Source organism: Streptomyces sp. S6 (assembly GCF_054880855.1).
This window is the reverse complement of the sequence record NZ_JBTYMC010000049.1, coordinates 18371-32746: the sequence shown is the minus strand read 5'-3', so window position 1 is coordinate 32746 and position 14376 is coordinate 18371. Positions and strand designations below refer to the sequence as shown.

Genomic DNA, 14376 nt, shown 5'->3' with positions numbered 1-14376 from the left:
GGGCGGAGACCCAGCCGACCGACCAGCCGCACAGGTCCGCCGCGCGCCGCACGGAGACCCCCTCGGCGACGGCGGCGGCGACGATCCGCCGGGCGTGCTCCTCGGGCAGCTTGCCGTTCACGGCCGGACCCGCCAGCAGTACGGCGTGTTCACGGTGGGCGGCTTCCTCACGCTCCCGGCGTTCGTCCTCCGCCTGCCGGGCAGCGTCCTGTTCACGCTCGCGTTCACGGCGTTCACGAAGCTGCTCGGCCTGTTCACGCTCCCGCTCACGCTGTTCACGGGCCTGTTCACGGCGCTCGCGCTCGGCCCGCTCGGAAGCCTCCCGCACGGCCCGCTCCTCACGCTCCTCACGCCGGGCCCGCTCCTCGCGTTCAGCCGCCTCACGGGCCAGCACGGCTTCGTGCTCACGCTGTTCACGCGCCAGCGCCGCCGCGTGCTCACGCTCCTCACGCGCCAGCGTCCGGGCAGCTTCCTCGCGCTCGCGCACCGCCTGCTCGGCGTGCTCGCGCTCCGCACGTTCCCGCTCCTGCAACGCCTGCACGGCGGTGGTGATCGCGCGCCGGTAGGCGAGGCCGGTCTCGGCGGTGACGATCAGCAGGAGCGGGGCGACCGCGTGGACGGCCACGCCGACCAGGTCTTTCCCCAGCGCGGAGTCCGCGATGTTGAGGGCGAGGGTCATGCCGCCGGTCATCCACCGCAGCGCCACCGGCCACCGCCCGCCCCGCCCGCCGAGACGGGCGAGGACCGAGTCGAGACGCACGACGATCACCACGGCCGCGTCGACGACCAGGGGCAGGATCGGCGCCGTCCACGCCCACCGGGCGGGCGTGTGCGCGGCCATCAGCGGGGTGACGGTGAGGACCGAGTACAGCATCGCGCCGCCCACGATCAGCCACGTCCCCACCGCCAGCGCGCGTTCCGCCGAACGGATCTGAACACCGTTCACGGCGTGCACGGCCCACCCCCCGACACGGTCGCGCCGAACGTGCGCCAGGCCACCTGGCTCGCGGGGAGCGCCGACACCGGCCCCCAGCCGGACGGGTCCGCCCCGTGCCGGGTGGCACGCGCCTCGGCGTCGTGAACACTCGCGTGAACGCTGTGAACCTCACCCCAGTGCAGCAGCACCACCACCGGCGAACCCGCCGCCGGGACGGCCACAGCCGCCGCCTCCAGCTCCTGGGCACGACGCCCGGCCCGCTCGGCCTGCTCGGCGAGTTCGGCACGCGCCCGCTTCAGCGCCGCCTCGAACTCGCCCACCTGCTCACGCAGGATCGCGGCGTCACTCTCCGCGGACTCGGCACGGGCGGTCAGCTCCCACACCCGCAGGATGTGCCGGCACCAGGCTTCCTCCGCATGCCCCCGCACCACACGGGCCAGAGCACGGGCCCGGCCGGCATCCTCACACAGCCGGCGCATCCGGGCGGCGGTGACGACACGGATCATGCCGCACCTGCTTCCACCCGCACCGGGGCGTCGACGCTGCCGTAGGCGACCAGCTCCAGTTCGGCGCCCGAGTAGGCGGCGAGGGTGCGCAGTACGCGTGTCCGGCCGTTGCTCTGCACGTGAAAGGTGACGTCGTCGGCGGCGACGTCCAGCGCCTCGCGCCATGCCTCGAAGTCGGACAGACCGGAGTGCAGCGAGAGCTCCAGCCGGCCGGGGTAGATGGGTGAGACGCTCACGACCGGCGCGGGCAGGTGCCCGAAGTCGGTCACCAGCAGACGCAGCGCGCGCAGCGGCGCGGCCAGGGCGTCCAGGGTCAGGGTCTCGCTCACGCGGCCACGTCCGTCCCGGCCACGGCCTGGTTGGTCAGGTCCCGGCGGGCGGCGAGCACCTTGCGCCGGGCCCGCCGCGAACGGCGCGCGTCCAGCTCCGCCGGGGCGGTGTCGAGGGTGGCGATGTAGGTGTCGAGCTGCTCGATGCCGGCCAGGATGGCGGGCATCTCCGCCTCGATCGCGGACAGCTCCGCGTCGGTCGGCTCGATCCAGTCCTCGAACGCCGTGAAGGCGTCCGCAACAGTCACAATGGTGTTCATCGGGTCGTGTTCCTTCCAGGGGTGAACGGCTCGAACAGCACCCCCGGAGTAGGCGCTCCGGGGGTGCGCGCCGTTGGAAAAGAGGGCCGCACGATGTGTGCGGCACGGCCGTCGATGACGACCGCAATGCCCCCGCCGCCGTATCGGGCCGTCCCGGGGTGTGCCGGAACGGCCCGATACGTCGTGGCGGTCAGGCGGTCAGGCGTCGTTCCCCTCGGGGAACTCCCGCATGAACTCGGCGTACTCCTCCTGGTCCAGGGCCTCGTAGTCGTCGATCATCTGCTTGAGGCTGAGCTCTTCCCACTCGTAGTCGATGTCGTCCATGAGGTGCCTCGCTTTCCGGGGTGAGGTGTGGTCGGTTCAGTGCGACGGTCGGCCCCGACGGCGGGCGCCGGCCTCGCACAGTGCGGGCCGCGCGGGACCGCGTGGCCGGGGAAAAGGTCAGCTCGCGGTGACGCGGGCCCGGCGGAACATCCGCGAGTCCTCGCCCTGCCGCACGCTCGGCTGAGGGGTCAGCCCGTTGAAGGTGGCGTCACCGGGCGAAACGCCGGCGGTCTGCCAGGAACGCACCGGCTTCGGACCCCGACTGTCGTCGGTCCGGCCCGCGCCGCCTTGGGCCTGGTTCCTCCAGATGGACATGAGGATCGAGTCCCTTCTGGTCCAGGTGGATCGAAGCCCTTCGGCTCCCCGCACTCCTGCCGGTCCGACCACTACGCCGAAGCGCCGGCCGGACCGGCAGGAGAGGCAACCGACCGCAGCGTGACGACGCTGCGGGAAGGGCTGTGAATGACTCAGCGGGCGATGCGCCGTTGCGCGGCACACCGGCCCCGAGCCGGGTTGATTGGGCGCGTCATCGTCACTGCTCTGACGCCAGCAGGGCGGCGCGTACCAGGTGGCAGCACCTGAGGCTGACCTCCAACCAATGGAGGGATGATCCTCAGGACTGTTCTCCAGAGCCAGCACGCGGAAAGTGGCCGCCAGCGGCCGTCACCCGGGCCGTTACGGGGACGGGGACTCGAACCCCGTCGACTCAAACCCTCTGTTCAGTTCTCAAACAACAGACGCTCCCCGACAAGCGCGGTAACCCCTGGTCAAAAGGGCTCTCGCCTTCACGAGACCTGCCGGACGCCTTGCAGTCGTGCAGCTCGAAGCAGCCCAAAGAAGGGCCCTTCTAGCGCTTCGCTGAACTAGTTCTGCGGTGCGCTGAGACGATTAAGGCACGTCCCTGGAGTGGGTGTCAACAGAACTAGTTCAGAGTGTTCTGGAGAACTAGTTCAGAACCCATGAAACTCGCTTGCCGGCCGCACGGTGATCCCGGCTACCCTTCTAGGACTAGTTCTGTAACACTGTGGTACGCGAGTCACACGAGCGAGGGAGTCATACGTGGATGAGGCCAAGGGGCCGAAGGTGCAGCGGCTTGCCGCTGAGCTTCGCGCGAAGATCCAACAGGGGGCCTACCCCCCGGGATCGGCGCTGCCCAAGGTCCGGGATCTCAAGGAATCGGAGGGCGTTGCCTACCAGACCGCGCGAGACGTCTACCGAGTGCTGGAAGACGAAGGTCTGATCATTTCCCGCCGGGGTGAAGGCACCTTCGTGTCCCCGATCCTTGGGAAGATCCACCGGGACGGGACCGGGCGCTACATCAAGTCGGCCCGAGAGGAAGCCGGCGCCCGTGGCGCGTTCGCTGCGGAGATCACGCGACTCGGCATGACGTCGTCCGCGACGACCGAGATCAGTCGTGCGCGGCCCCCGAAGCAGGTTGCCCAGATTCTCGACATCCACCACTCAGCAAAGGCGCTCGTCCGGGCGCGGGTCATGCGCGCAGACGCCACTGTCGTGCAGGTGGCGACGTCATACTTCCCGGGCGACGTCGCGTTCGGGACGCAGCTTGAGCAGCAGGACACCGGCGACGGCGGGAGCAAGTCACGTCTTGCCGAACTCGGTTTCCAACAGGTCCGCATCCGTGAGTCCGTCGACGTACGACCCCCCAGTAAGGAAGAAGCCGAGCAACTCGGCGTCTCGGTCGACAGGTTGGTCTACGAGATCACCCATGTCGGCTTGACCGAGAGTGGCAGAGCCGTAGAGGTCTGCGTGCACGTCATGCCGGTCACCCTCTGGTCGCTCAGCTATGAGTGGCCCATAGATCTGCCGACTGTCTGAGAGGAAACACCGTAGTGAGCAGCAACACCGCCATCGTTCGAGACGCCACGGAGCGCTACCGCACGGCGCGACGGGAAGCCGGTGAGAGCCGGGGCGCGTTCGAGACGGAGATCAAGCGGCTTGGTGGTACGCCCCGTGTGGAAACGGCGATCCGTCGCGACGCAGCGCCCGCTCACGTGGCTGAGCTTCTCGGCATCGAGTCCTCTGCCACGACCGTGATCCGTGCGCGGCACATGTACAACGGCGAGAGCTTGGTGCAGCTCGCCGACTCGTACGTGCCCGTCGACGTCGCGGAAGCGGCTGGTGTCGAGAACCCCGACCCGGGCCTCGGCGGCATCATCAGCCGGATGCGTGACGCCGGGTTCGAGCAGACCGAAGTGATCGAGGAAGTCACCCTGTACGCGGCGACCCCGGTTGAGGCGGAAGCTTTCGGCGTCGAGGTCAACACCAACCTGCTTCAGATCACGCACACCGGCTACACAGCGGCTGGCCGCGCGGTTGAGGTCACCGTTCACCGGCCCAGCCCCGGTTGGGTGCTGCGCTACAGCACGCCCGTCGACTGAGCGCTGAGCACGTAGAGCGGCCCGCATCGTACGGTGTGGGCCGCTCTACGTTTGGCGAGGCAGAAAACGCAGGTCAGCCCACCCGTCTCCGTCTCAGTTTCCGTCTCATTCACCCCCGTCCAGAGCCGTTCACGGCGGTCCGCGCGCCGCGCGGGAGTACGGGGGTGAACGGCCCTGAACTGCGCCGGATCGTGCTCTGACCAGGTCCAACAGACTTGGAAAGCGTGTTGGGGGCAACCCCTCACGAGTTCGAATCTCGTATCCTCCGCACCCGCCCACCTGGGCAAATGAAAGGTCCAGCCGTTCAACGGCTGGACCTTTCGTCGTCGTGTGGTCTCAGTTTTAGTCTCAGTTGCGCGAGGCAGACGGCCATGAACTTCCACAGACAGGGCTCGGCTGCCGTCCGCCGATGATGCAGGTCACCTGGGTCCTGGCCGTCGGCAGCTTCGAGGGCAAGGCCCTCCTGAGCAACCAGCATGACTCCCTGCGGCAACGCGCGGGGCCGCACCAGGCCGATCCGACTCCTTGAATCCGCCAACAGAGTCGGACACGGCCTCACACCCAAGGGGCCTGAATAGGATGCCCAGCGGAAACTCCGCGGCTTCTAGACCGCCCTCCCAGACACGAGCAAGGACACCCCCGACTGATGGCAGTGACCCAGCAGGAGATCGAGAACCGGTTGTGGGACGCCGCCGACGAGCTGCGCGTAGCGATGCCCGAAGCGCAGTATTCCTCGGTCGTCTTCCCTCTGATGTTCTGGAAGTACCTGTCGGATACCTGGGAGCACACACACCAGACCTTCCTCAAGGAGAACGAGGACCTCGACCTCTCAGCCGAGGAAGCCGACGAGGTCGAGTACAGCAACTACCAGACGTTCAAGATCCCCTTGATTTTCCCTGGCACCGTCGCCGAGAGCCGCGCCTCCTGGTCATCCATCCTCGCCACCGTTGCCCAGCACGGCCTAGGCCAGCGGGTCCGCGCTTCTCTCCAGGCCATCGAGTCGGCCAACCCTGACAAGTTCTCTCGCCTGTTCGGTTCCATGACCTGGACCTCGGAAGCGGTACTGCCAGGGGAGGTGCTGGCATCGGTCATGCGGGCGATGAACCGCGTCCCCAAGATGCACGAGGGGAACATGTCCCATGATGTGCTCGGCGGAGCGTACGAGTACCTGTTGAAGCGCTTCTCTGACGGTTCCGGGACCCGCGCCGGCCAGTTCTTCACCCCGCGCGAGGTCGTCGAACTGATCATCGAACTACTGGCCCCCAAGAACCATGAGTCGGTATACGACCCGACCTGCGGGTCTGGTGGCATGCTCATTGCCGCCGCGAATCTCCTGAAGGCCCACGGCGGGCGGGGGTACACACTCAGCCTAAACGGGCAAGAGGCGGTAACAGACACCGCAGGTGTGGCCCGCATGAACCTCTTCATGCACAACCTGACCGAGTTCAAGGTCGAGGTCGGCGACACCCTGAGGGACCCACGCTTTAAGAACCCGGACGGGTCCGTCAAGCAATTCGATGTGATTGTCGCCAATCCGCCTTACAGCCTGAAGTGGAAGCCCTGGACCAACGACCCGCGCGCCATCGGAGGGGTCGCCCCACAGTCGTCGGCGGACTGGGCATTCGTGCAGCACATGATCGCCAGCATGGATAGGAAGAAAGGCCGTGCAGGCGTCGTCCTGCCGCATGGTGTCCTTTTCCGCGTTGGCCAGGAGGCGGCTATCCGTCGGCGCGTACTGGACGGCGACCTCCTGGAGGCCGTGATCGGGCTGCCCTCGAACCTCTTTTACAACACGGCAATCCCGACCTGCATCCTCGTATTCCGCGCCCGCGGTACCAAGACCTTGGAGCGGCAGGGCGGCGTGTTGTTCATCGACGCCTCTACACGGTTCACCAAAGCCAAGAATCGCCACCTCCTCACTGACGCAGATATCGCCGACGTCGTGGCGGCCTATCACTCGGGCTCAGGCGATGCTGAAGGGTCTGGCCTCTCGGCGCGGTTTGTCACCATCTCGGAGATCGTGGCGAACGGATACGATCTCAACATCGGCCGCTACATCAAGCAAGCCGCTGCCAAGCAGGAGGACCTAGGCACCCTCATCGACGCCTACAACATCGCCCGGGCCGAGCGCCAAAAGACCGAGCAGCACATGCTCACGGTCCTCTCTGCTGCCGGGATCGAGGGCTTCGATGAGTGATTGGCAGCAGACCACCTTTGTTGACCTGGAGGCTCCTGCGCAGCACGAGGAAGCTCTTCCACCGCAAGGTTCGACAATTTCGAAGAGCGACGGTTATCCACTACGCCCACTCAGGGAGGTAATGCGCCTCGATATCCAGCGAACACCGGTGAATCCTCAAACCACCTACCGCCTAGCCGGGGTTCTGAATGCAGGAAAGGGGGTTATCGACAAAGGTAAACTCAACGGCACTGATACAGAGTACGCGTCAATGAACGTGCTGCGCGCTGACCAGGTCGTGATGCGAAAACTGACGGCGTGGGAAGGTCCGATCACCGTAGTACCTGCCGAGTTCGATGGATTCGTCGTCAGCAACGAGTTCCCAACGTTCTCGCTTAGCCCCGAACTGATGCCCGGCTGGATGAGGCACGTCTGTCGCTCACCGCAACTTTGGGCAGAAATGAAGAACCGAGTGAGCGGGACGGTTCAACGCCGCAAGCGTCTCAACCCAGAGCAGCTCTTGCAGATTCAACTTCCGATCCCACCTCTCGAGGTGCAAGCGCGGATCGTCAATGTGCTTGATGCGGTGGACGACCAGGTCACTGCACTCGACATAGAGGCAGATGCGCTTCAAGACGTTCTCCGCCGCCTTCGCGCCGACTCGATGACCAACAGCTCAGCCGCTAAAGTCCGCGCGGACAAGGCGTTTAGCATCACGATGGGACGCCAGCGCTCACCACAACGTGCCACCGGCCCGCACATGACTTTCTACCTACGGTCTGCCAACGTCGGCTATGGAACCCTAGACCTCTCCGATGTACTTGAGATGGACTTCAACCCGAGCGAGCGTGAGACCTTCGGGCTCCGGTACGGGGACGTCCTCGTCTCTGAGGGAAGCGCGAGCGAGACCGCAGTGGGAATGCCAGCCATGTGGCGGGACGAGCTCCCAGCCCCGGTCTGCTTCCAGAACACTCTGCTTCGCTATCGCGCCATCCATGGCGTCAGCATTCCGGCGTTCGTCAAGCACTGGTGCCTGTGGGCGTACGAGTCCGGACAATTCCGTGACGTCGCTGGCGGAACCAACATCAAGCACATCGGGTCCAGGCGGGCGGTCCAGATGCTAGTGCGTCTCCCGAACGTCGCCGACCAAGAGCGCATCGCGACAGAACTCGACTCGATGAGCGAGGTCGTTGCGGCAACCCGCTCAGAGGCCACCCGCCTCCGTGAAGTCCGGGCCGGGCTACTGTCGGGGCTACTGGACCGCAGCATCGACATCGAGTCTGCCAAGTTGGGGGTCTGAGCAGTGCCAAAGGGCATTCGGGAGCGCGAGTTCCAGAACTCGATGATCCAGTGGTCTCTCCCAATGGGATGGGGTTACAAGGCAGGCAGGTCACTGCAACGTGAGACGACACAGACGGTGCTCGTCGGCCAGCTGCGGAACGCCATCGTCCGACTCAACCCTGAGGTAATCGACGGGTTCGACGTGGACGCCGTGGTCGAGGAGATCATCGCCACGGTCAACGCCGTCGAAGGCGGGCTGGTGCGAGCCAACGAGCAGGTGCTGGAACTGCTGCGTGGGCACAAGGAGTTCCGAGGCTCCGACGGCGTATGGCATGCCTTGAAGGTCATCGATTTCGAGCACCCGACCACCAACACCCTGGTCGTGTCGGACGAGGTGACCATAACCATCCCCGGCAAGACCCCCCGCCGGTTCGATCTCGTGTACTGGGCCAATGGCCTGCCCCTCGTTGTCGTAGAGGTGAAGTCTCCGACCGCTAAGTCCGGGTGGGCCGACGCCGCACGCGAGATCAACGATGTGTACGCCGCCGAGTACCCGTGGTTCTTCACCCCCAACGTCTTCGCTGTCGCCTCCGACGGGCTCAAGCTGCGGTTCGGTGCCGCTGGTGCGCCGCTGAATCTGTGGCAGCCGTTCCGGTCCACTGACGACGACGAGAACCTGTCCGGGCAGGCCGACGTGCAGCGCTCCGTCGAGCTGCTGCTCAACCCAGCCACGGTCCTGGACATGCTCGCCAACTTCGTCCTGTTCGACACCTCTGGAGGCGGGGCGGACAAGAAGTATCTGCCCCGCTACCCACAGATGGAGGCCGCGCATCTGATTCACCAGCGGGTTCTAGCCGACGGCAAAAAAGGTCTGATCTGGCACCACCAAGGCAGCGGGAAGACGCTGTTGATGGTGTTCGCCGCTTCGCTGCTACTGGCTGACACCCGCACCGAGTCGCCCACGATCATCCTGCTCTCGGACCGGACCCAGCTCGTGCGGCAAACCTCCGGAGTGTTCACCTCCGCGATGGGAGACGCCTACTTCCACCAGCCCTCCACCAGTAAGGAGTTGCGTTCCCTGCTGGCTGACGATGTGCGCGGCGTCATCTCCACGACTGTCCACAAGTTCGCCGACGCCGGCAAGAACCTGTCGACCCGCCGCAACATCATCGTGCTGGTCGACGAGGCACACCGCACCCAGTCGTCCGAGGAAGAGTCTCTGGCTGGGCAGATGCGAGCAGCGTTGCCGCACGCGAAGTTCTTCGGGATGACGGGTACACCCGTCAGGAACCTCGCTACCAACACCTTCGCTCTCTTCGGTGAGGAGACCGACCCGAACAGGGTGCTGCACAGGTACTCGGTGTCCCGGTCTCTCCAGGACGAGGCAACCGTTCCCGTCATGCTGGACCCGCACCCGGTCACCTTCGAGATGAACGACCAGGCCCTCCAAGCCGAGTTCGACCAGTTCGCCGACGAATTCGACCTCGACGACCCTGACCGTGAAACCTTGTCCCGCAAGTTCGGGCGTCTCACCTCGGTGTTCACCAACCCCGAACGCATCCAGACGGTCTGCCAGGACATCGTGGACCACTACCTGGCCGGCATGTATCGCAACGGCCTCAAGGCGCAGGTCGTCGCCTATAACCGTGAGCTGGCCGTGGCATACACGGACAAGATCAACGAACTGCTGGCCGGCTACGAAGCCGCACAGGTACTCGCCGAAGTCGGCAAGCACGATCGGATCACCGCAGAGGTGAACATCCACGTCTCGGACGCCAAGACCGAAGACGCGGCCATGCGGCCCTACCGGCTCTCCGAGGTCGACGAGGAGGACCAGAAGCGGCGATTCCTCACCCCCGATGACCCGCTGTGCTTCCTGGTCGTGACGGCCAAGCTGATGACTGGGTTCGACGCCCCCAACGAGGGCGTTCTCTACCTGGACAAGCCAATGAAGGCTCACAATCTGTTCCAGACGATCACCCGCCCGAACCGCACCTGGGTGTCCCCGGCCGGATTCGTGAAGACCACCGGCGTGGTCGTGGACTACATCAGCCTGGCCGAAGAGGTCCAGCGTGCCGTCGTCGACCCCACCTCGGAGGGGTCCGCCGGCAAGGGTGGTGGGTTCGTCACCGACCTGACCGACCTGGTCGCCGAGTTCCGCAACACCTTCGCCGACGTCGAAGACCTCTTCGCAGATGTCGACGGCCTCGATCTCACGGCCCACGGATACGAGTCCGTGCGCACCATCAACGGCTTCCTGGACGCCAACCCTGATGCCGCCGAGGTCTTCAGCAAGAAATACCGGCTTCTGGCCCGTCTGTACCCACTCATCAACACGGACAAGCGGGTCGCCAAGTACCAGGACGGGTTCGGGCTCTTCGGGTCTGCGTACACGACCCTGTTCAAGAAGTCCTCCGACGAGGAGAGGAAGGAGCGGCTGGGCGAGCTGGGGCCGATGGTCCTGGAGATAATCAACGCCCACGTCCACTCCTTCTCGGTGGCCGCCTCCCAGGAAGAAGCCCTCGTCCTGGATGCCCAGGGCATCACGATCCTCAAGGAACTGCTCGCCCTCGTCCGTCCCAAGCCCGACAAGGGCGACACCGAGGACAAGAGGCCGCCGTCTGCGGCGGAGATCCTGGACGACATCAAGGCGGCCCTGGACAGAGGTGTTGAGCCGGGTTCCGCCAAGTACACCGCCCTGGCGGAGCGGATCAGGCAGCTACGGGACCGGATCATCCAGAACGCCCAGGACGCCCTGGAGTTCCTGGCCGAAGCACTACGGGTCGCCCGTGCCATCGTGAACGCGGAGAAACACCCCGAGGAAGCCGTCGTACTGGACGACGACCACGTGGGTGTCCTGTCGCGGATCATCCACGACCACGCGCCGCCCGGCCTCACCGTCACGGAACGGAACTTGGCCGAGGAGATCGACCACGTGGTCAAGCGCACCCTCGCTCAGTCATGGGACAACGCAGAGGCCCGCAATCGCGGCGTCCGCCGTGCCACCGCCGCAGTCTTCCGCCGGTACATGTTGAAGCCAGTGGGCGAACCGTACGGCTCCACCGTCGCCTATGTCGAAGCTCACTATCTCGTCGACTGATGTACGCACCGAGGCCCGGCAATCTGGGCGGTTGCCGGGCCTCGGTGATGGACAGTGATCCGGGCACTACCAGTCGTCGGTGTCCCCGTATTTCCCGGGGTGCCGAGCACGATCAACAGCCTGTGCACACGCTTCGGCGAAGGCCGCCTCGACAGCCTCCTTGTCCGTGCCTCGCACCTGGGCCTCGACCTCCTGCCCCGTGCCGGGCCGTCGGGCCGTGCGCCAGGCCGAGGCGCGGTCCGTGTAGCGGTCGGTCTCGAAGTCCCAGGCCGGCACCGACCACTGCTCCGGGGTCCCGGTCGCCGCGCGTTCCCCGCCGGGGAGGAACAGAGCTCGGGCGTGGAAGACCACGGCCCGCTCTGGCATGCGGTCGCGGATGGCACTCGCGCCGCCGGGGCCTTGGTGTTCCCAGCGCCAGCGGTCCCATTCCTCGACCTCAGCCGTGTGGTCAGGCCAATCCTCGCTCCACCGGGCGACGACCTCGTCGGCGTGGTCGCGGTAGAGGAAGGGCACGCGCCGCTCACCGAGGCGGGCGACGTGGATCACCAGCTCCGCAGGCACGGGGCTCTGGCCAGTCCCCGGCGTGGCGCTTTCCGCCTCCTGGCCCGTGCCCCACAGGAGGCCGCCGACCTTGGCTGCGGTGTCCTTGAGGACGCGGCTCGTCAGGTGCTGGTAGCGGCGGCGCATCCGGGCGGACTTGCCGGGTTCCCAGCCCATGATGGAGTCGACGACCGCGTCGGAGACGCCGAGGATGAGCAGGACCGTCGCCGCGGTGTGGCGGGCGTCGTGGAGGCGGGCGTCGCGGACGCCGGCGGTTTTCAGGAGCTCCTTCCACTTGTGGTGGTCGGTGTTCGGGTTCAGGGGCTCGCCGGTGGGTGAGGTAAACACGTACCCCTTCTCCGTCCACAGATCGCGGGCCCTGGCTCGCTCGTGGGCCTGGGCCTCCTTGTGCTGACGCAGAAGCTCGAGCAGCTCGTCGGGGACGCCGATGGGCCGCTGGCCGGCGCGGGACTTGGCGTTCTTCGTCTCGCGGCGGGTGTTGATCTTCTGGGGGCAGAAGCCGGGCTTGCGTCCGCAGCGGTCGCCGCAGCCGTGTTTGTAGCGGGGGCGCAGCCGACCACGGCGTACGCGGATGACGCCGAGCTCGAAGTCGACGTCGTCCCACTGCATGCCGAGGACCTCGCCCTGGCGCAGGCCGAGGGCGAGCGCGATGACCCAGCGGGCGGTGTTGCGGTGCTTGCCCGCTTCCGCGAGGAGGCGCTGGACCTCCTCGACCGTGTACGGCTCGACCTCCTCCTCTTCGACCTTGGGGGCCTTGGCGATGGAGGCCGGGTTCGAGGCGAGGTGCTGGCGTCGCACTGCCTCGTTCAGGGCAGCGCGGACCGTGCGGTGAGCCTGGTGGGCAGTTCCGGCGGCGCTGCCGTTGTCCTGCATCTTCTTGTAGAAGCGCTCCAGGTGCTCGGGGTCGAGCTTCTCCAGGCGATGGGCGCCGAGGCCGGGGATGAGGTGGTGGTAGACCGCCACCCGGTAGCCGTCGATCGTGTTCTCCGAGACGTACGCGGCGGCGATGTTCTCGACCCAGTGGGTGAGCCACGTCTTCACGGTCCAGGACTGGCCTGCCTTGCGGACGGCGCCTTTGTCGCGCTGGCGCTCCAGCTCGCGGACGACCTTGGTGACCTCGGGGCGGGTCTTGCGGCTGACGTGGCGCCGGTCCGGGGTGCCGTCGTCCTTCACGCCCACGGTGACTCGGCCGTGCCAGCGGCCGTCCTTGCCGAGGTAGATGGTCGAGGCGCCATTGGGCTGGCGGGACTTGGTGGTACGGGAGTCGGTCACGCGGCAGTCCCGAAGTCCGACGCGTCGAGCTGGTGGGTCAGGAAGTCGTTCACCGCCTCGGCTGGGATGCGCCGGAGACTGCCGATCTTGACGGAAGCGATCTCACCGGTGGAGACGTACTCGTACAGCTTGGTGCGGCCGATGCCCAGGCGACGGGCGGCCTCCTCGACCGTGAGCGCGACGAGCGTGGCGTCGCTGGTGGGTCGGCGATGATCCACGAGGGTGCGCAGGGCGTCCTCGGGGACGTCCAGGAGGCGGGCTATCTGGGCAAGCGGAAGACCGTTTTCGTGCAAGGGAAGTCCTTCTCCGGCCAAGCGGGACGGCGAATCCCGGTGGCCGCGATCGTTCAGGGATGGGCGTTGTGTGATCGGACGCACGCGGCGAGGGCCGGTCCTTGCTGTTCGTAGCAGCGAGAGTCGGCAGGCCGGTCAGTCCGTCGGGGTGATGTCGTTGACGTGTTCGCCGAGGTAGCTGATCAGCTTCGACGGCGGGAAGTGGCGGTGGAACTCGCCGTTGGTGGCGACCGCGAGCTCGTGCGTCAGGAGTCCCTTGACCAGGTCTTCCTGATTCGGGTTGGCGTCGGTGTACTCCTGCAACTCGCCCTGGATCCGGCCCATTTCCTTGCGGGCGGCGAGGTGCTGCTTGTACTTGTCGATGTACTCGGCGATGAGCCGACGGACGTGCGCGTTGGCGATCTGGCCGGGAGGGCTGATCAGCTCATCCATGTCGAGGTCGAAGACCTTGCAGAAGCCGATGGCCTCGTCGAGGTTGACCCGGCGTCTCGGCTTGCCGCTCTCGATACGCCAGATGGCAGCCTGGTTGACGGGGTGGCCGACGTCGGCCATCCGCTCGGACAGCGTGACCGTACTCCAGCCGCGGGCTTCACGTTCGAGCTTGATCCGCTGGGCGACGTAGTCCTCGGGCAAGGGCCGGTCCGGGCCGGCACGTGCCGCCCCTTCCTCGCTGCTCATCTCTCCACCTCCTCGGTCGGGCCCAGGGGACACCCGGGGCGATGATCCAAGGAAACACCATTGCACATCCGAATGCAACCATTGCGCTTCCGAAAACGTCAGGTAATGTGGGTCGTCCGCCCCCGCACGGGGGTGAACGCAAAAAGCCCCCGGTGCTACGAACACCGGGGACCGAGCTCGAACCCTCGTAACCGCCCATCCCTGAACGATCGACCTGCGTGGCCTGGGATTCGCCGTCCCATGCGGCCCGCACGTGAGGA

The 14376-nt window shown here is 66.3% G+C and carries 14 protein-coding genes; 5 read left to right on the top strand and 9 right to left on the bottom strand.

The window, feature by feature from the left end; translation table 11 throughout:
- From ACVNF4_RS09855 to ACVNF4_RS09830, 6 genes are all read right to left on the bottom strand, one after another.
- The coding region (locus ACVNF4_RS09855; protein WP_461802331.1) for a DUF2637 domain-containing protein at window positions 1-946 on the bottom strand (946 nt) is incomplete at its 3' end.
- A complete protein-coding gene (locus ACVNF4_RS09850; RefSeq protein ID WP_461802329.1) occupies window positions 943-1443 on the bottom strand; it encodes a hypothetical protein in 501 nt (166 codons plus the stop codon). The genes ACVNF4_RS09855 and ACVNF4_RS09850, both read right to left, overlap by 4 nt.
- Window positions 1440-1772 (bottom strand): hypothetical protein, encoded by a 333-nt coding sequence (locus ACVNF4_RS09845; protein WP_461802328.1) that lies wholly within the window; start codon window positions 1770-1772, stop codon window positions 1440-1442. Before ACVNF4_RS09845 ends, ACVNF4_RS09850 begins: the two co-directional genes overlap by 4 nt.
- Entirely contained in the window at window positions 1769-2032 is a 264-nt protein-coding gene (locus tag ACVNF4_RS09840; protein WP_461802327.1) for a DUF6284 family protein, read from the bottom strand. The genes ACVNF4_RS09845 and ACVNF4_RS09840 overlap by 4 nt, the downstream gene beginning before the upstream one ends.
- A gap of 198 nt (window positions 2033-2230) precedes the next feature.
- Window positions 2231-2356, bottom strand: coding sequence for a hypothetical protein (locus ACVNF4_RS09835; RefSeq protein WP_461802326.1), 126 nt, complete (start codon window positions 2354-2356; stop codon window positions 2231-2233).
- A 117-nt stretch (window positions 2357-2473) separates the two neighbouring features.
- Window positions 2474-2671: a hypothetical protein gene (locus ACVNF4_RS09830; protein WP_461802325.1), complete on the bottom strand. Its 198-nt coding sequence runs from the start codon at window positions 2669-2671 to the stop codon at window positions 2474-2476.
- A gap of 744 nt (window positions 2672-3415) precedes the next feature.
- On the opposite strand from ACVNF4_RS09830, the gene ACVNF4_RS09825 reads away from it, so the two are divergent.
- From ACVNF4_RS09825 to ACVNF4_RS09805, 5 genes are all read left to right on the top strand, one after another.
- Entirely contained in the window at window positions 3416-4192 is a 777-nt protein-coding gene (locus ACVNF4_RS09825; protein WP_461802324.1) for a GntR family transcriptional regulator, read from the top strand.
- A 14-nt stretch (window positions 4193-4206) separates the two neighbouring features.
- Window positions 4207-4755: a UTRA domain-containing protein gene (locus ACVNF4_RS09820; RefSeq protein WP_461802323.1), complete on the top strand. Its 549-nt coding sequence runs from the start codon at window positions 4207-4209 to the stop codon at window positions 4753-4755.
- Window positions 4756-5401: 646 nt separating this feature from the next.
- Window positions 5402-6952: a type I restriction-modification system subunit M gene (locus tag ACVNF4_RS09815; protein ID WP_461802322.1), complete on the top strand. Its 1551-nt coding sequence runs from the start codon at window positions 5402-5404 to the stop codon at window positions 6950-6952.
- Window positions 6945-8231 (top strand): restriction endonuclease subunit S, encoded by a 1287-nt coding sequence (locus ACVNF4_RS09810; RefSeq protein WP_461802321.1) that lies wholly within the window; start codon window positions 6945-6947, stop codon window positions 8229-8231. Before ACVNF4_RS09815 ends, ACVNF4_RS09810 begins: the two co-directional genes overlap by 8 nt.
- A gap of 3 nt (window positions 8232-8234) precedes the next feature.
- The gene (locus ACVNF4_RS09805; RefSeq protein ID WP_461802320.1) at window positions 8235-11312 is read left to right on the top strand and encodes a type I restriction endonuclease subunit R; all 3078 of its coding nucleotides are present in this window, start codon (window positions 8235-8237) and stop codon (window positions 11310-11312) included.
- A 66-nt stretch (window positions 11313-11378) separates the two neighbouring features.
- Here the strand turns inward: ACVNF4_RS09805 and ACVNF4_RS09800 are convergent, their stop codons facing one another.
- From ACVNF4_RS09800 to ACVNF4_RS09790, 3 genes are all read right to left on the bottom strand, one after another.
- On the bottom strand, window positions 11379-13145 hold the full coding sequence (locus ACVNF4_RS09800; protein ID WP_461802319.1) for a tyrosine-type recombinase/integrase: 1767 nt from the start codon (window positions 13143-13145) through the stop codon (window positions 11379-11381).
- On the bottom strand, window positions 13142-13438 hold the full coding sequence (locus ACVNF4_RS09795) for a helix-turn-helix domain-containing protein (protein WP_461802318.1): 297 nt from the start codon (window positions 13436-13438) through the stop codon (window positions 13142-13144). Before ACVNF4_RS09795 ends, ACVNF4_RS09800 begins: the two co-directional genes overlap by 4 nt.
- Before the next feature lie 135 nt (window positions 13439-13573).
- Window positions 13574-14116: a helix-turn-helix domain-containing protein gene (locus ACVNF4_RS09790; protein ID WP_461802317.1), complete on the bottom strand. Its 543-nt coding sequence runs from the start codon at window positions 14114-14116 to the stop codon at window positions 13574-13576.
- Window positions 14117-14376 lie beyond the last annotated feature (260 nt).